This is a genomic window from Aquimarina sp. Aq107 (assembly GCF_943733665.1).
Lineage (GTDB): Bacteria > Bacteroidota > Bacteroidia > Flavobacteriales > Flavobacteriaceae > Aquimarina.
In genome coordinates this window covers 4,724,403-4,741,472 of record NZ_OX030782.1, presented here as the reverse complement: position 1 = coordinate 4,741,472, position 17,070 = coordinate 4,724,403, and the positions used below count along the sequence as shown (strand labels likewise).

Below are 17,070 nucleotides of genomic sequence, written 5' to 3'. Positions count from 1 at the left end.
ATGATCAACCATCTTAGACATCATCAAAATCCACCTTTATAGAAGAAGAGGTTGGATGCGCCTGACAAGCTAATACCAGACCTTCAGCTAATTCTCCATCGGTAAGAATACTGTTTTTTTCCATAACTGCAGTACCATCAGTAATTTTACAAATACACGAACTACAAACACCACCTTGACAAGAGTAAGGAGCATCAATATCTTCCTCTAAAGCAGCATCAAGAATGGTTTTTTTCTGATCCATAATAAAACTAAACTCTTCATCATCTACTAATATAGAGATACTAGTTTTTCCATCTAAAGCAGCATCAACTTCTGTGTTAGAAGTACTACTACTGGTAAAAAGTTCAAAATGAATATTGTCCTTAGGGATTCCGTTTTCTATTAAAACATCCGTTACTGTATTGATCATTTCTTCTGGACCACATAGGTAGAATGCTTCGAAGTTTGTTTCTTTAAATTTATTCTTAGTTATGTAATTAATAGTAGATTTTTCAATTCTTCCAAAACGAGCACCATCTTCTTGACTTCTACTATAGAAGAATTCAATAAATAATCTATCAGGATATTTTGTTTGTAATGATAGAAGTTCTTTAGAAAAAATTGTTTCTGTAGGAGTCTGATTACCATATACCAAAACAAAATTACTATTAGGTTCCTCTTCTAGAACACTTTTAATCATACTCATTACAGGAGTGATTCCACTACCAGCAACAAAGGCGGCATAACTATGAGTTACAGTTGGATCTGATTTTAGGGTAAAATTACCTTCTGGTGTGTGCACATCTAGTGTGTCACCAACCTGTAATTTGTTATTTGCTATTGCTGAGAAAGTTCCGTTTTCAATCTCTTTAACCGCAACACGAAGAGAATCACTTTTCGGAGAACTGCAAATAGAGTACGCTCTTCTTATTTCCTTACCTTCAACTTGAGTTTTGATAGTTATATATTGACCAGAAATAAAGGAATAATCGTTTTTTAACTCTGAAGGAATATTGAATTCTATAGAAACAGCTTTTGGAGTTTCTCTAGTAATGTTTTTTATAGTAAGTGTATGGAAATCTGACATAGCAATTAGGTATACTTTAAACTGAACTCTTAATAATTAAGTTTTCAGTTTACACTTTAATAGTAATTAATCTTTTACAAATTATTTTGCGCAAAAATAACAAATGCATTATTGCATATAATGGTTTTGACATAATTTTATATACCTAAAAAACTTATGCATAAGAAAATTATGTATATATTTGCGTTCTAATATCTGTAATAATGGGCAATTCTAAGTTATATAAAGGTAGTTTGAATACTATTATTCTTAAACTTTTGGAAGAGAGTGAGAAGATGTATGGGTATGAGATTACCCAAAAAGTAAAAGAAATTACTAAAGGAGAATTGAACATAACCGAAGGTGCCTTGTATCCTGCATTACATAAACTAGAGGCAGAAGGATTGTTGGATGTGGAAATGCAAAAAGTAGATAATCGTCTTCGTAAGTACTATAAACTTACAGAAAAGGGTACAAAGGAAACTGCTAATCGGTTAACAGAATTAGAAGAATACATCCGCACTATGCAAACCATTATTAACCCAAAATGGAGTATAAATTAATATGAAAAAACTTACTATTGAAGACATACAATTCATAGATACGTATTTATCTAATTCTGATATTCACTATGAAGATATACGAATTGAAATGATAGATCACGTAGCTTCAGAAATAGAAAATTCAATGAATCAAGGAGATAACCGAGATTTCTATGATATTTTTAAAGACTATATGATAGAAAATAAAGCTTCTTTAGAAAAACAAGGGAGTAGACCTTTTAACTCTAAAGTATTTAAAAGTGTATGTAAACAATTTCTAAGAAACCTATATTCTTGGCAAGTAATACTTGGTAGTGTACTGTGTTTTTGGATTTTCAATAGCCTCTATAAGTATTTTCATATTGATGGTTTTACAATTACTTTTTTTCCAACGTTTTTGATGGCTTTAGTTGGTTTTATTCCTATTGTAGTTTTTGGTAAAAAGAAGTTTTCTTTTATTGGAAATTTTGGAATACTAATAGCTATCTTTTTTTCATTTAACTATTATTTTATTCCTTATTTAGACGAACCTTCATTGTTTTATTTTGTCAATTTAGGGATTATGTCCATATTTTTTGTTTGTAGTTTAAAAACAATGATTTCATTAGTGATTTATTATAAAAAACGCTTTCAACTGATATAACAATCTGTTCTTCTGCCCTTAAAATGCATAGTTTTTTAACTTTTCTTTCACTGTTTTTGTAACAAAATCCATTTTTTGATTACTAAATAGTGTAAGAAGTCTTTCCTACTTCTTTTAAAACTAATACAACTATGTTTAAACATTTTATATCCTTACAGTGGAAATCTTTTTGGCGATCTGCATCTGCTTCTTCGGGAGTTTGGATGAAAATCTTCATGGGATTTTGGGCGGTATATTTTATTTTAATGATGATGGGAGGCAGTTTTATTGCCTATAAATATATCAGCAAAGATTTATGTCTAGATCCATTAGAAGTGGTAAATAGATTTTTGATCTATTGGTGGGCATTTGATCTTATTTTTAGATATGCGTTACAAAAAATGCCTGTTATCAATATTAAACCTTTATTGATTTTACCTTTTAGTAAAAGCAAAATTGTATCATTTGCTTTGGGTAAGACAATGTCATCGTTTTTTAATATTATTCATGCCTTCTTTTTTGTTCCATTTTCAGTTCTTTTGATTGCTAATGGAGATGCACCTGTATTAAACATATTGTTATGGAATATAGGATTGATTGCATTGATATATGGTAATAATTTCCTTAATATCTTATTAAACAATAAAGACAATCTTATTTATGGAGTTGGTGGCGTTATGGCGTTATTAGGTGGATTGCATTATTTTGGATATTTTGATGTTACACAGTATACAGCACCGTTTTTTCAGGGATTGTACGAATCAAAGTTTTTGGTGGCTATTCCAGTAGTTGCTGCAATCGCACTTTATATTATAGCATTTAGATCTTTTGTAAAGGATTTGTACCTGGATGCTGGATTAGCAACGAAATCTAAAACTGTAAAAACAGAAAATTTAGAATGGTTGGATCGATTTGGTAAAACCTCAGTATTTCTAAAAAATGATATTAAGCTTATCAAAAGAAATAAAAGAGCAAGATCAACAGTAATAGTGAGTGCGTTATTTCTTTTTTATGGTCTGTTATTCTTCACAGGAGCTGTCGAAGCATATGAAGGACCTGTTTGGAAAATATTTGCAGGGATTTTTGTTTCTGGTGGATTTTTAATGAGTTTTGGACAATTCGTTCCAAGTTGGGATAGTTCTTATTATCCATTAATGATGAGCCAAAATATTAAATACCGAGAATATCTTTCTTCAAAATGGTGGTTAATGGTAATAGCGACATTTATTTCTGCTGTTCTAGCATCAGGATATTTATATTTTGGATGGGAGGCATACTTAGCGGTTGTTGTTGGTGCGATCTATAATATGGGAATGAATGCACACGTCGTATTATGGGCAGGTGCTTATGTAAAAACTCCAATAGATTTAACCAGTAATAAAAAGGCTTTTGGAGACAAACAATCCTTTAATATGAAAACATTAATGTTATCATTACCAAAGCTTGCATTACCAATGGTGTTATATGCAATAGGACATTATGCATATAGCCCATATGCAGGTTATGCATTGGTTGCTGTTGCGGGAATTGCTGGTTTTGCATTTAGGAATATGGTTTTTGATAAAATTGAAAGAATTTATAGAACAGAGAAGTATAAAACGATCTGGGCATACAAACAAAAAAAATAAGAAGATGATAGGAGTACATAATATTACAAAGACATATGCAGGGAATACGGTATTAAATATTGAGCATTTAGAAATTCCTAAGGGAGATAGTTTTGGTTTAGTAGGAAATAATGGAGCCGGGAAAACAACTTTATTTAGTGCCTTATTGGATCTTATTAAGCCAACAACAGGTCATATAGAAAATAGTGGGATAAAAGTAAGCGAGAGTGAAGATTGGAAATCAATCACATCGGCATTCATCGACGAAACATTTTTGATCGGTTATCTTACAGCAGAGGAATATTTCTATTTCATAGGAGAACTTCGAGGCCAAAATAAAGCAGATGTAGATGCGTTGTTAGCAGAGTTTGAAGATTTTTTTCACGGAGAAATATTAGGTCAAAAGAAGTATTTAAGGGATTTGTCTAAAGGGAATCAAAAGAAAGCTGGAATAGTGGCTGCATTGATAGGAAATCCAGAAGTTGTTATTCTGGATGAACCATTTGCCAATCTGGATCCTACAACTCAGATTCGTTTAAAGAAAATCATCAAAGATTTGGCTGCTGATCCTAATGTCACTGTTTTGGTTTCTAGTCACGATTTGATGCACGTAACAGAAGTATGTGAGCGTATTGTGGTATTGGATAAAGGAGAAGTAGTTAAAGACCTTGCAACCTCTACGGAAACATTAAAGGAATTAGAGGAGCATTTTAATAAATAAGTATAAGCAATTAAGTTTTCGGGAAACTTTGAAGCATCGCTGATCTTTTGTTAGCGATGCTTTTTTTATTAAAACTATCGAAACAACAAAAAAATGTGTTGTTCAGAGGTTTTTTACTAGAAGAAATGTATTTTTACATTTCACGCAAGGTTTTTATGCCGTTCTGATGCACTAAAACGCAAGTTTTTAAGTTATCAGCGTATAAATTATTCAGATTTGAACAGAAATTTATCACAAATCATCGTTGTATTTCTCCTAATTGCTATTGGGTTTAGTTGTTCGCGAAAGAAAGACAAATGGACTAATAGGACTTGGCACGATGTAACTACAAAAAACAATACACTTTATAATGGAAGAGTGGCTTTTGAGAAAGGAAAGCAGGATATTGTTCAAACATATAAAGACAATTTTTGGGAATTACTTCCGGTAGAGAGATTAATTGTTGGTGAAGATGTTAGACTTCCTAATGAAGTTCTTAATCAAAATTTTGATAAAGCCGAAGAAAAAGCAGCTAAAGCTATACAAAAGCATAGCATGCTTATTGATGATAGAGAGCGAAATCCTAAAATCGATGAATCTTTTTTACTTTTAGGAAAAGCAAGGTATAACGAACAACGATTTATTCCAGCTTTAGAAGCTTTTAATTATATTCTATATAAATATCCAACTAGTAATAATATTAATCATGCTAAGGTTTGGAGAGCAAAAGCCAATCTTCGTTTAGATAATAATGAGAAGGCCATAGAGGATTTAATGAAGATGGTGGAAGAAGAATATATGGAAGCTCAGGATTACTCTGACGCAGTTGCGATGATTGCGCAAGCTTACATTAATCTAGAGCAAAAGGATTCTGCGGTAACGTATATTAGTAAAGCAGCTATTCATTCAAAAAATAATGAAGAAAAAGGAAGGTATCTTTATATAAAGGGTCAGTTACTGAATCAGTTAGGGTATAAGGATAGTGCTAATTACGCTTTCGATCAAGTAATTGATCTGAACAGAAAAACGCCAAGACGATATATGCTAAATGCATATATGGCAAAAGCCAGAAATTTTAATTACGAAACTGGAAATAAGCAAGAGTTTTTAGAGCTTTTAACAGATTTAGAGGAGAATCGAGAAAACAGACCTTTCCTTGATAAAATTTATAATCAGAAAGCCGTTTATTTTAATACGTTAGACTCCATAGATTTAGCCGTGCAATTTTATAATAAATCTTTGAGAACAGATTCTGATGATACACATTTACAATCACTTAATTATAAAACATTAGGAGATATAAATTTTGATGATAAAGAATATGCAATAGCTGGTGCTTATTATGACAGTACATTGGAAAGAATGGTTGTTGATTCTAAAAAATACCGTGTATTAAAAAAGAAAAGAGTCAATTTAGACGATGTAATTTTATATGAAGGGATTGCGCAAACTAATGATAGTATTCTTAGAGTTGTAGCAATGTCTCCAGAAGAAAGATTAGCATATTATTCTGAGTATACTGAGAAAATTAAAGCAGAAGCTATTGCGGCAGAAGAAGCTGCAGAAATTGCAAGAATAAAAGGTGAACTTCCTAACGAACAACGATTTAATAGGCCAAGTACCGGATTAGGAAGTAATGGTGGTCCAAATCCAGAAGAAGGAGGAACATTTTATTTTTACAATCCTACTACAGTGGCTTATGGTAAAACTGCTTTTAAAAGAACTTTTGGAAACCGTGAGTTGCAGGATAATTGGAGGATATCTAGTATTACAAACCCTACAGCAGTCTCTAGTGAAGAACAGAGTCAAGTAGAAGAATATTCTATTGATTCGGATCCTACTTTTGATCCACAAACATATATTACTCAATTACCAACAGATGAAGTTGTTTTGGATAGTTTGCAAACCGACAGAAATTTTGCTTACTATCAATTAGGAGTTATTTATAAGGAGAAATTTCAGGAGTATGAATTAGCAACAGGTAAGTTTGAAGATCTGTTAGAAAGTAATCCAGAAGAGCGTCTAATCGTTCCTTCTAAATATAATTTATATAAAATTTATGTTTTACAAGGAAACTTAGAAAAATCAAATGCGCTTAAACAGGATATTATTAATACACACGGAGATTCTCGATATGCGAAAATCCTTCAAAATCCTGATGAAGCATTAAAAGATGATCAAAACAGCCCAAAGTCTTTATACAATAAATTGTATAAAGACTTTAAGGACCAAAAATATGCTTCAGTCATAAAAGAAAGCGATGAGTTGATTACTAAGTTTGGTGGAGAAGATTTTGTTCCCAAATTTGAATTATTAAAAGCGCAAGCGATTGGTCGATATCAAGGTTTTGAGGCATATAAAGAAGCTTTAAATTATGTATCACTTAATTACCCACAAAGTCCAGAAGGTAAAAAGGCACAATTGATATATCAAACAACGATACCACAAATACAGAATAGTAATTTTGTGTTAGAAGGCACAGATCAAGAAAAAAACCATAAGTTGGTATATGAATATTCTAGATTTGGAGATAATCAAGCTCAAGAACTTAAAGAGAGATTAGAAGCTATTTTAAAAGATCTTAGGTATGATAAAATGAAAGTCTCATTAGATATCTACACAAAAGATCAACAATTTGTAGTAGTTCATACCAAAAGAGATAAATTAGGTGCAGAAGGTCTAGCAGAGCTTTTAATTCTTGGTAAAGTTGAAGATACCAGAGGAGTAGATATGACAAAATGGAACCGTAAGAAGAAATTCTATCAGAAGGTAGATAAGGAATATTTTATTGTTACCTCACCAAATTATAGAATCATCCAGATACATAAGAACCTAGATAGTTATTTGCAACCTAAATCAGAATAATAATTTAATCCCCCGATTAGTATGTTTTCAGACAATAAAAAAGGAAAAGATCAAGCTTTAACAGATTTTTCAAGAAATCAAAACAAAATTTCAGAAGGAACTAAAATTGTAGGAGATGTAGTCTCCGAAGGAGGTTTTAGGGTAGAAGGTACTATAGAAGGTACATTTAAAACTACAGGAAAAGTAGTAGTCGGAAAATCAGGTTTTATTCAAGGGACTTTAGAATGTTCAGATGCTGATTTCGAAGGTAAGTTTTCTGGAAATCTTGTGATTTCAGGAACGCTATCGTTAAAACCAACAGCACATATTGAAGGAGAAGTTTCTGTAGGTAAATTAGCTGTAGAACCAGGAGCGACTTTCAATGCATCTTGTGTCATGAAAGGTGGTGTAAAATCTCTTGGAGGCAAACAAGATGGACAAAAACAAGGGAAATCAGCTTAGAAAATATTTAGCTCTAACCGGTATTGCTTTTGAAATGGGGGCAATTATTTTTGTCTGTGCCTATGCAGGCAAGAAATTAGATACCTATTATCAATTTGAGAAAAATTGGTTCACAATGGGGTTGGTTCTTTTTGGGGTAGCATCATCATTATATTTAGTTATAAAGCAATTAGATAGGATTAATAAGCCTAAGAAATAAGTTGTTTGATAATAATTATTTTAGAAAATCTTTCCTAACGTGTTTTTAAAAACAAAAAAGCAATTAAAATTTAGTAAACTAAATAAATGATTAAAAATTTACTTAGCTTTTTAAGCATTTTTCTTTTAGTCTTATTAGTTGTGTACGGAGTGCATATTGGGGTTGTAAATTTTTTTTCAATCAATAATGATCCCACAATTATTAATCTTTCATATATTTTTAATGCGGTATATACAATCATTTTGATTACCGCAATTTTGATTCTTCGAAAAAAGTTTAAAGATCAGATTGGTTTTATTTTTTTAGCAGGAAGCTTTATTAAATTAGCAGTTTTTGTTGCCATTACTAAGCTCAATGGTATAGTGATGGATAAAAGTGTTTTTCTTGACTTTTTTACACCATATGTGATTAGTTTAATTTTGGAAGTGTACTATGTTTCTAAAATTCTCAATTCTAATAAATAACTGAAAATCAACTATTTAATTATTTTGAAATATTCTCAAACTTATTTGTGTAAAATAGTTTAAGAATCTAACTTAATTATGTACATTTGCACCGAAATTTAGGAACCGAAATCTGACCTAGAATGCAAAAAATTAGTGTAGTTAGAATTTTTATGACTTTAGCTTTGATTCTCACTTCTTTGAATCTGGCAGCAAAAGATACTGAGAAAGTAGAAAAAGAAGGTAAAGGTGGGTTGAAGACTGAAATTAAAGAATTTATTGATCATCACCTTCTAGACTCACATGATTTTACATTGTTTTCTGATAAAGAAACTGGTAAACATTATGGTTTTCCATTGCCTGTTATCCTTTGGGATGGAGGACTAAAGGTTTTTTCTTCTTCGAAATTTCATCATGGAGAAACTCTTGCTGAGGTAGATGGTAATTATTACAAGTTATACCACTCTAAAATATATAAAACAGATGCAGAAGGTACCATCAATTATGATGAGGATCATCATGCAACGAATGCAAAACCATTAGATTTTTCAATTACAAAAAATGTAGTTAGTATGCTTTTAATTGGTTTGCTAATGTTCTTTATGTTTAGAGGGTTGGCAAAATCATATAAGAAAAATAACGGTATTCCAACAGGGGTTGGACGTTTCTTAGAGCCTTTAGTTGTTTTTGTAAGAGATGAGATTGCAATACCAAATATAGGTGAGAAGCATTATAAAAAGTATATGAGCTTTTTATTGACAACCTTTTTCTTTATCTGGTTGTTAAATTTATTAGGAATGACTCCACTAGCTGTTAATGTAACAGGAAATATTGCAGTTACTTTTGGTTTAGCGTTATTAACATTCTTAATTACGAATCTTACTGCAAATAAAAATTATTGGGGACACATTTTTTGGATGCCAGGTGTTCCAACATTTATGAAAATAGTTTTAGCACCAATAGAATTGTTAGGTGTCTTTATCAAACCTTTTTCATTAATGATTCGTTTGTATGCGAATATGACTGCAGGTCACGTAGTGATTATGAGTATTATTGGGATGATGTTTTTATTTAAGAGTTGGATTGGGAGTCCATTATCATTTGGTTTATCATTTGCGTTATCAATATTAGAGTTATTGGTAGCAGCATTACAAGCATATATTTTTACGATGTTGTCTGCACTTTATTTTGGTTCAGCCAATGAAGAGGCACATCACTAAACGTTAATTGTTTAATTTTTTTAATTCTTTATTATGGAAGGTTTAAATTATGTAGGAGCTGGTTTGATTGTTATCGGTGCTGGTTTAGGTATTGGTAGAATCGGTGGTCAGGCAATGGAAGCTATTGCTCGTCAACCAGAAGCTTCAGGAAAAATCCAAACAGCTATGCTTATTGCAGCTGCACTTATTGAAGGTATTGGATTTGCTGCATTATTTGCAGCTTAATTTACAAACAATAGCTGTAACGGTTGGTTACAGCTATTGTTTACTTTGAAATTAAACATTAAAGAAAACAACATATTTAATTATGGATAAGTTAATAAATGATTTTTCATTTGGTCTGTTTTTTTGGCAGATACTATTGTTTGTAGGGTTACTATTATTATTAAGAAAATTTGCTTGGAAACCAATCCTTGAAGCAGTTAATAATAGAGAAGAAGGAATTAAGAATGCATTAGAGTCTGCTGAGGCGGCTAAAAAAGAAATGCAAAACCTTCAGGCTGATAATGAGCGTATCCTTAATGAAGCACGTGCAGAGAGAGATGGAATGCTTAAAGAGGCTAGACAATTGAAAGAGAGCATGATTGCAGACGCAAAATCTGAAGCGCAGACGGAAGCTGATAAGATCGTTGCACAAGCACAAGCTACAATAGAAAGTGAAAAGAAAGCTGCGATAGCTGACCTTAAAAGTCAAGTTGCGGGACTATCTGTAGAAATTGCAGAAAAAGTAGTTAGAAAAGAATTAGCTGACAAAGACAAACAACTAGAATTAGTAGAGTCTATGTTAGGAGATGTTACTTTAAACTAATCATAAGATGAGTAGAGCAGCAATACGTTACGCTAAGGCAGTTTTAAGTTTGGCTCAAGATAAAAATGTCACTGAGGATGTTCAGAAGGATATGCAAAATATTATTGCTACCATTGATAGTAGTTCTGATCTTAAAATGGTATTAAACAGTCCTTTGATCAAAAGCGAAGTAAAGCTAGCTTCTTTGCGTGAGATTTTTAAAAGTTCAGGAGATCTAACACAAAAACTTTTTGACACATTAATAGAAAATAAAAGAGTAAGCTTGCTAGATAATGTGGCAAAGCAATATATCGTTTTATTTGATCAATTAAATAATACTCAAGTTGCTAAGGTAACCACTGCAGTTCCTTTAGATAAAGCGTTAAGTTCAAAAGTTTTGGCTAAAGTAAAAGAATTGACTGGGAACGAAGCGACAATAGAAAATGTTATTGATGAGAGTATCATCGGTGGTTTTATTCTAAGAGTAGGAGATTTGCAGTATAATGCAAGTATAGCTAATAAGCTAACAAGTTTAAAAAGAGAATTAAGTAATTAATAAATTACTTCAATTATATAAATTTAATAATAAGAGAATGAGTAGGTTTACTCATTTTTACAAACTATTATAAAATGGCAGAGGTGAATCCTGCTGAAGTATCAGCAATATTAAAACAACAATTATCTGGATTTGAAGCTACAGCTTCACTAGAAGAAGTAGGTACAGTATTACAGGTTGGTGATGGTATCGCCAGAGTATACGGATTGTCTAACGCTCAATATGGAGAATTAGTAGAATTCGAATCTGGACTAGAAGGAATCGTACTGAATCTTGAGGAAGATAATGTTGGTGTAGTACTTTTAGGTTCTTCGACAGAGGTAAAAGAAGGTGTAACGGTTAAACGTACACAAAGAATTGCTTCTATTAATGTTGGAGAAGGAATTGTAGGTCGTGTAGTGGACACTTTAGGAAATCCTATTGATGGAAAAGGAGCGATTGAAGGTGAAACTTTCGAAATGCCATTAGAGCGTAAAGCTCCTGGTGTAGTTTTCCGTCAGCCGGTAACAGAACCATTACAGACAGGTATTAAGTCTATTGATGCAATGGTACCAGTAGGTAGAGGACAACGTGAATTGGTGATTGGTGACCGTCAAACTGGTAAGACAACAGTTTGTATCGATACAATCCTTAATCAAAAAGAATTTTATGATGCTGGTGAGCCAGTTTACTGTATTTATGTTGCTATCGGACAGAAAGCATCTACAGTAGCAGGTATTGCTAAAGTATTAGAAGATAAAGGAGCAATGGCGTATACTACAATTGTAGCTGCGAATGCTTCTGATCCTGCTCCAATGCAGGTATATGCTCCGTTTGCAGGTGCTGCAATTGGTGAGTATTTCCGTGATACAGGTCGTCCTGCTTTGATTATCTATGATGATTTATCTAAGCAAGCGGTTGCATATCGTGAGGTATCATTATTATTACGTCGTCCACCAGGACGTGAGGCATATCCTGGAGATGTATTCTATCTTCACTCTAGATTATTAGAGCGTGCTGCAAAAGTAATTGCGGATGATAGTATTGCAAAAGATATGAATGATTTACCTGATTCATTAAAAGATAAGGTAAAAGGTGGTGGATCACTTACTGCATTGCCAATTATTGAAACACAAGCAGGTGACGTTTCTGCATATATCCCAACAAATGTAATTTCTATTACAGATGGTCAGATATTCTTAACTTCTGATTTGTTTAACTCTGGTGTTCGTCCAGCAATTAACGTGGGTATCTCTGTATCTCGTGTAGGTGGATCTGCTCAGATTAAATCAATGAAGAAAGTAGCAGGTACCTTAAAACTTGATCAAGCACAGTTCCGTGAACTAGAAGCATTTGCTAAGTTTGGTTCTGATCTTGATGCAGCTACCTTAAACGTAATTGAAAAAGGGAAGCGTAACGTAGAGATCTTAAAGCAGGCTCAGAATGACCCTTATACAGTAGAAGATCAGATTGCAATTATCTATGCGGGATCTAAAAACTTATTAAGAGATGTTCCTGTTAATAAAATAAAAGAATTCGAAAGTGACTATATAGAATATCTTAATGCTAAACATAGAGATACTTTAGACACTTTAAAAGCTGGAAAGTTGACAGACGAAGTAACGGATGTATTACTTTCAGCTTGTAAAGAGATTTCAGCAAAATATAAGTAAATAGTATTGAGTACAGAGTATTAAGATTTTTAGTACTCTGTATTTTATATAAAGTTATAATATTAGAAAGGTATTGTTTAGAGGTACTTAGTTATTAGCTAATCAATACTCAATACTAAGAAAGATGGCAAATTTAAAAGAATTACGTAGTAGAATTACCTCTGTATCATCAACGATGCAAATTACCAGTGCCATGAAAATGGTATCGGCAGCAAAGTTGAACAAAGCACAGATGGCAATTACTGCTATGCGTCCTTATGCAGACAAGCTTACTGAATTATTACAGAGTTTGAGTGCTTCTCTTGAAGGAGATAGTGCAAGTTCATTCTCTGAGCAACGTGAGGTAAACAAAGTTTTAGTAGTTGCAATTGCTTCTAATCGTGGTTTGGCAGGTGCTTTTAATTCTAACATTGTTAAAGCTTCTAGAGAGTTATATGATAATGTGTATGCTGGTAAACAAGTAGACTTTGTTACTATTGGTAAAAAAGTAAATGATATAGTTTCCAAAACACATACAGTTGTGGCTAATAAAAGTGAATTGTTTGATGATCTTACGTTTGCTAATGTTGCTGCTATTGCAGAAGAGTTGATGGAAATGTTTACGAATGGTTCTTATGATAAAATTGTTGTGATATATAACAAGTTTAAGAATGCAGCTACGCAAATAGTTACAACAGAGCAGTTTTTGCCAATTAAACCAGTAGAAACTGAAGGTGAAAAAAGTGCTAACTTAGATTATATCTTTGAGCCATCTAAAGAGGAAATAGTTGAAGAATTAATTCCAAAATCTTTAAAAACACAGCTTTATAAGGCAATTCGTGATTCTTTTGCTTCTGAACATGGAGCGCGTATGACAGCGATGCATAAAGCTACAGATAATGCTACTGAATTAAGAGATTCTTTAAAATTACAATATAATAAAGCTAGACAGGCTTCTATTACTAATGAGATCTTAGAGATCGTTGGTGGTGCAGAAGCGTTGAACTCATAATTAGATGTTTATCGGATTTCGATAAATAGTCTTAAAAAAGAGAATATTTGTTAAAAACTCGACATTAATTATGTCGAGTTTTTTTTATTTTCAGATTTCGTTGAAAGATCAATAAAAAGTGATTTTTAGGGGTAACATTTTCCCCGTTTTAGGCACTTACTATCAAGTACTAAACATTAATTTTTAAAACCACTTTTTATGAAAAAAATTATCAATCTTTTTTATGTATGCTTACTTATTATTATATCGTCATGTGGGAGTGATGATGATGCAATTGGAAACCTTCCTCCAATGGAAGTGTCGAATATAGAAGCAGAAGTAATTGAAGGTACCCTTGTAAGAATAAGTTGGGCAGAAGCGGAAGATGCTAATAACGATGAACTATCATATGATGTAGTAATTAATGATAGGGTAGTTGCTGATAAAACATCGGAATTATCTACAGAATTTAATGTGGCCAGTTTGTTGACAAATAGGTCTAATAATCTACAAAAAGGATTAAATCTAGAGTTAACAATTAGTATTAAGGCATATGATACTAATGGTGGTGTTTCTGATGAATCGATTGTAAAACGAAATGTCTTTGTTAATAGAGATCCAAGTACGTTCGAGTTTGCAAATATTAATTTTGATTTCTCGTACTATAACTGGTTAGAGGTTTCTTGGTATCCAGCGATAGATGAGGATGATGATATCTTATCTTATGACGTGTATCTTAATGATGTTGTTTTAAGAGAAAATTACATTATTGGATCAGATGATTATGACGGTTTGGGTAATATATATTATAACACTGATTATTCTCAATATGTGGATGACGAAATTATTATTAAAGTTGTTGCAAATGATAGAGATGGTGGTATAACGGAAATTAGTAAATCTTTTGACTTTAGAGCTACAGATGTTGATTTAGGAACATTTTCATTACCATATGATAGTTCTATGGAGTATGTAATTAATCAAGAAGAAGTAGACCGTAGAGTCGGTTACACTTTTCAGATAGATGAAAATACTGGATATGTAATTGAGTCTAGTGAATATTTACAGTTAAGGTTATCCGACAATCAAGGTAATTATATAAATGGAAGTTATGAAAGATTGTATGGAGAATCGTTGACCGCAGGAACGTATTATTTAGAAATAGAAAATTATTATAATAATTCGAACTCATCTGGTACGCTTTCTTTTGTTTTAAAAGATCCAAAAGAATCAGATGTGGATTTGGGAACCTTAGGAGTCCCGTATGAGGAGGCGTTAAACTTTTCTTTACCAAATAACGAACCAGATAATAAAATAGGTTATACTTTTCAGATTAGTGAGGAAACAGGTTTTTCGGTTTTTTCTCAGAATAATATTAATTTCGAGCTTAGGGAAGTAAACGGAAACTTTATTACATCTGGTTATAGGAGAGCGTTTGCTGAGACGATTCAACCTGGAACCTATTATTTAGAAGTGTATCAGTATTATAATGATATTAATTCTGGCTCCTTTACAATGGTTTTAAAAGATCCTACTACCACAGATGTTGATTTAGGAACATTATCAATACCTTATACAGATTCAGTAGAATTTAATGTGTCTATAACAGAACCTGATGGGAAGATTCGGTATTTATTTGAGATTAATAGCGCTACAGGATATTCGTTTACAACTCAAACAGGAATATATTTAAATTTATATGATAGTAATGGTAATTATATAAACTACGGATATAGAGATATTTATGGAGAGAATTTAAATGCCGGAAGTTATTATTTAGAAATTGTCAATCAAGACTATAATGATATATCTGGAACTTTAAACATAACACTTAGCTCTCCGAACGAATCTGATATTGATCTTGGCGCACTTACAGTACCTTTTAATCAATCATTCGATTTTAATACAACAGGCGAAATTGATAGAAAAATTAGGTATGAATTTAGTGTTGATTCTGAGGCTTTTTATGCTTTTGAAATTATCAACGAAAATTATGATGATTATATTTATTTATATGACGCTAGTGGTAATTACATAGGTGGAAGTGATTATTACCAGATTACTGGAACATTATCTCCTGGTAATTATTATGTTGAAGTTGCAGGGTATAGTAATAATACAGGTTCAGGAACATTGGTTTTTGACCTTCAATAAAAACATAAAATAGATTAAGACCCTATATACTTTGGTGTATGGGGTTTTTTGTTTTTTTTATGACAAAGCTTGTTTTCATTTTTTATCTTTAAAGGAAAAAAGAAAAATGAAAACAATTAGACTTTTTATCTTACTAATGATTGTGTCATTAGTAACTACTACCAATGCACAAGAATCAGAAACTTTGTATAAAGCAGGAGATATTAAAATGGGAATTTCTGCGGTTCCACTTTTGGATCTAAGTGATGGTTATAGCGGTATAGTAGCTAAACCAAGTTTATCGTTCTATGTTTCAGAACATTTCGCAGTTAATACATCAGCTTTTATATTATTACCACAAGATATAGAGCAGGAAAATGGAATAGATGCCGAAGTGCAGGCTTATGGTTTTATACCTTCTTTTAGGAAACATGCAATTAATAGTGGTAAATTTAGTTTTTATTTAGAATCTGGAGTCGGGATTGGAGCTATCAGATATGAAGCAAATGATCCTGCAGACGCGGCAATTGAAGATAATAGTGGAGGTTTGTTATTATTTTCTGCTGGTGCCGGAATAAATTATAAATTTGCAAAGTGCTTAGAGTTAGAATTTGGTCTTCCTTATATGTATGGATTAAATATTACAAATGGGGATGATACGAAGCTATTTTCTGGAGTTGCTTTTAACTTTGGTATAAACTTTGTTTTTAATACCAAGGATATTAAGAAAATGAAACAAAAACATCGTGAACGTTTAAAAGAAAAATGGGACAAAGAATAAATTTTAGAAAACTGCTGACCAAAGTCGGATTATTAAGTATTTTGATGACTTTCGGACAATGTGCTACCGGCCAAAAAATTGATAAAACAGCTCCAGTAGCTTTAAATTCACCGTATTTCCAAGATTGGGTTTCTGGAGTAAAAGGTGGTGGTGCTGGCTTTATGCTTTATTTTCCAGTAGATCCTGCTTCAAATGTTACATTGGAGAATGCTTATTTTAAAGGAAAAGCGGTTCGGTTGAAACGTAAACAGAACGAATCTGTTTATGTAGGTCGTTATACAGATCCTATTACGGTTGAAAAAGAGATTGTGATGAGCAGTGATCAAAAGGAAGAATACAACAATAAAGTTCCAGAAATAGAAGAAAAAATACCTTTCGAGCTTAAAGAAGGAGAATGTGTCATAGCATATTCCAAAAATGGAAAAGAAGGATATTTTAGAATTGATAAATTGCCAAAAAAAGAATTGAAAGCATTTCCAATGCAGCCAAGACAATAAAATTGTA

At 32.2% G+C, this 17,070-nt stretch carries 18 protein-coding genes; 17 read left to right on the top strand and 1 reads right to left on the bottom strand.

The window, feature by feature from the left end; translation table 11 throughout:
* Positions 1 to 13: 13 nt before the first annotated feature.
* On the bottom strand, positions 14 to 1,069 hold the full coding sequence (locus NMK29_RS20610) for a ferredoxin--NADP reductase (protein ID WP_108802698.1): 1,056 nt from the start codon (positions 1,067 to 1,069) through the stop codon (positions 14 to 16).
* A 203-nt stretch (positions 1,070 to 1,272) separates the two neighbouring features.
* On the opposite strand from NMK29_RS20610, the gene NMK29_RS20605 reads away from it, so the two are divergent.
* The 17 genes from NMK29_RS20605 (at position 1,273) to NMK29_RS20525 (ending at position 17,063) form a co-directional block, all read left to right on the top strand.
* Positions 1,273 to 1,611: a PadR family transcriptional regulator gene (locus NMK29_RS20605; protein WP_108802699.1), complete on the top strand. Its 339-nt coding sequence runs from the start codon at positions 1,273 to 1,275 to the stop codon at positions 1,609 to 1,611.
* Position 1,612: 1 nt separating this feature from the next.
* Positions 1,613 to 2,233: a hypothetical protein gene (locus NMK29_RS20600; protein WP_108802700.1), complete on the top strand. Its 621-nt coding sequence runs from the start codon at positions 1,613 to 1,615 to the stop codon at positions 2,231 to 2,233.
* Positions 2,234 to 2,364: 131 nt separating this feature from the next.
* Entirely contained in the window at positions 2,365 to 3,840 is a 1,476-nt protein-coding gene (locus tag NMK29_RS20595; protein ID WP_108802701.1) for a DUF5687 family protein, read from the top strand.
* Between the two features lie 4 nt (positions 3,841 to 3,844).
* On the top strand, positions 3,845 to 4,540 hold the full coding sequence (locus tag NMK29_RS20590; protein WP_027394423.1) for an ABC transporter ATP-binding protein: 696 nt from the start codon (positions 3,845 to 3,847) through the stop codon (positions 4,538 to 4,540).
* 216 nt (positions 4,541 to 4,756) lie between these two features.
* A complete protein-coding gene (locus NMK29_RS20585) occupies positions 4,757 to 7,384 on the top strand; it encodes a hypothetical protein (RefSeq protein WP_234424233.1) in 2,628 nt (875 codons plus the stop codon).
* A gap of 21 nt (positions 7,385 to 7,405) precedes the next feature.
* Entirely contained in the window at positions 7,406 to 7,825 is a 420-nt protein-coding gene (locus NMK29_RS20580; protein ID WP_027394421.1) for a polymer-forming cytoskeletal protein, read from the top strand.
* The gene (locus tag NMK29_RS20575) at positions 7,797 to 8,024 is read left to right on the top strand and encodes an AtpZ/AtpI family protein (RefSeq protein WP_108802702.1); all 228 of its coding nucleotides are present in this window, start codon (positions 7,797 to 7,799) and stop codon (positions 8,022 to 8,024) included. Before NMK29_RS20580 ends, NMK29_RS20575 begins: the two co-directional genes overlap by 29 nt.
* A gap of 86 nt (positions 8,025 to 8,110) precedes the next feature.
* Entirely contained in the window at positions 8,111 to 8,488 is a 378-nt protein-coding gene (locus NMK29_RS20570; protein WP_108802703.1) for a DUF6168 family protein, read from the top strand.
* 122 nt (positions 8,489 to 8,610) lie between these two features.
* On the top strand, positions 8,611 to 9,687 hold the full coding sequence (gene atpB / locus NMK29_RS20565) for a F0F1 ATP synthase subunit A (RefSeq protein ID WP_108802704.1): 1,077 nt from the start codon (positions 8,611 to 8,613) through the stop codon (positions 9,685 to 9,687).
* 33 nt (positions 9,688 to 9,720) lie between these two features.
* Entirely contained in the window at positions 9,721 to 9,912 is a 192-nt protein-coding gene (atpE, locus tag NMK29_RS20560) for an ATP synthase F0 subunit C (protein WP_027394417.1), read from the top strand.
* 82 nt (positions 9,913 to 9,994) lie between these two features.
* A complete protein-coding gene (locus tag NMK29_RS20555) occupies positions 9,995 to 10,495 on the top strand; it encodes a F0F1 ATP synthase subunit B (protein WP_108802705.1) in 501 nt (166 codons plus the stop codon).
* A 7-nt stretch (positions 10,496 to 10,502) separates the two neighbouring features.
* Positions 10,503 to 11,030 (top strand): ATP synthase F1 subunit delta, encoded by a 528-nt coding sequence (gene atpH / locus NMK29_RS20550; protein WP_108802706.1) that lies wholly within the window; start codon positions 10,503 to 10,505, stop codon positions 11,028 to 11,030.
* A 74-nt stretch (positions 11,031 to 11,104) separates the two neighbouring features.
* Positions 11,105 to 12,682, top strand: a complete 1,578-nt coding sequence (atpA, locus tag NMK29_RS20545) for a F0F1 ATP synthase subunit alpha (protein ID WP_108802707.1) — start codon at positions 11,105 to 11,107, stop codon at positions 12,680 to 12,682.
* 124 nt (positions 12,683 to 12,806) lie between these two features.
* Entirely contained in the window at positions 12,807 to 13,673 is an 867-nt protein-coding gene (gene atpG, locus NMK29_RS20540; protein WP_091406381.1) for an ATP synthase F1 subunit gamma, read from the top strand.
* Between the two features lie 198 nt (positions 13,674 to 13,871).
* Positions 13,872 to 15,806, top strand: a complete 1,935-nt coding sequence (locus tag NMK29_RS20535; protein WP_108802708.1) for a hypothetical protein — start codon at positions 13,872 to 13,874, stop codon at positions 15,804 to 15,806.
* Between the two features lie 106 nt (positions 15,807 to 15,912).
* A complete protein-coding gene (locus tag NMK29_RS20530) occupies positions 15,913 to 16,566 on the top strand; it encodes a hypothetical protein (protein WP_108802709.1) in 654 nt (217 codons plus the stop codon).
* Positions 16,551 to 17,063 carry a hypothetical protein gene (locus NMK29_RS20525; RefSeq protein ID WP_108802710.1) on the top strand — a complete coding sequence of 171 codons (513 nt, stop codon included), beginning with the start codon at positions 16,551 to 16,553 and terminating at the stop codon, positions 17,061 to 17,063. The genes NMK29_RS20530 and NMK29_RS20525 overlap by 16 nt, the downstream gene beginning before the upstream one ends.
* The last annotated feature ends 7 nt before the right edge of the window (positions 17,064 to 17,070 follow it).

Coding starts and splice junctions, on each gene's coding strand:
- NMK29_RS20610 (WP_108802698.1), bottom strand. CDS start 1,069: ATGTCAGATTTCCATACACTTACTATAAAAAACATTACTAGAGAAACT.
- NMK29_RS20580 (WP_027394421.1), top strand. CDS start 7,406: ATGTTTTCAGACAATAAAAAAGGAAAAGATCAAGCTTTAACAGATTTT.
- atpG (WP_091406381.1), top strand. CDS start 12,807: ATGGCAAATTTAAAAGAATTACGTAGTAGAATTACCTCTGTATCATCA.
- NMK29_RS20595 (WP_108802701.1), top strand. CDS start 2,365: ATGTTTAAACATTTTATATCCTTACAGTGGAAATCTTTTTGGCGATCT.
- NMK29_RS20530 (WP_108802709.1), top strand. CDS start 15,913: ATGAAAACAATTAGACTTTTTATCTTACTAATGATTGTGTCATTAGTA.
- NMK29_RS20590 (WP_027394423.1), top strand. CDS start 3,845: ATGATAGGAGTACATAATATTACAAAGACATATGCAGGGAATACGGTA.
- NMK29_RS20555 (WP_108802705.1), top strand. CDS start 9,995: ATGGATAAGTTAATAAATGATTTTTCATTTGGTCTGTTTTTTTGGCAG.
- atpA (WP_108802707.1), top strand. CDS start 11,105: ATGGCAGAGGTGAATCCTGCTGAAGTATCAGCAATATTAAAACAACAA.
- atpB (WP_108802704.1), top strand. CDS start 8,611: ATGCAAAAAATTAGTGTAGTTAGAATTTTTATGACTTTAGCTTTGATT.
- NMK29_RS20600 (WP_108802700.1), top strand. CDS start 1,613: ATGAAAAAACTTACTATTGAAGACATACAATTCATAGATACGTATTTA.
- NMK29_RS20605 (WP_108802699.1), top strand. CDS start 1,273: ATGGGCAATTCTAAGTTATATAAAGGTAGTTTGAATACTATTATTCTT.
- atpH (WP_108802706.1), top strand. CDS start 10,503: ATGAGTAGAGCAGCAATACGTTACGCTAAGGCAGTTTTAAGTTTGGCT.
- NMK29_RS20525 (WP_108802710.1), top strand. CDS start 16,551: ATGGGACAAAGAATAAATTTTAGAAAACTGCTGACCAAAGTCGGATTA.
- NMK29_RS20575 (WP_108802702.1), top strand. CDS start 7,797: ATGGACAAAAACAAGGGAAATCAGCTTAGAAAATATTTAGCTCTAACC.
- NMK29_RS20535 (WP_108802708.1), top strand. CDS start 13,872: ATGAAAAAAATTATCAATCTTTTTTATGTATGCTTACTTATTATTATA.
- atpE (WP_027394417.1), top strand. CDS start 9,721: ATGGAAGGTTTAAATTATGTAGGAGCTGGTTTGATTGTTATCGGTGCT.
- NMK29_RS20570 (WP_108802703.1), top strand. CDS start 8,111: ATGATTAAAAATTTACTTAGCTTTTTAAGCATTTTTCTTTTAGTCTTA.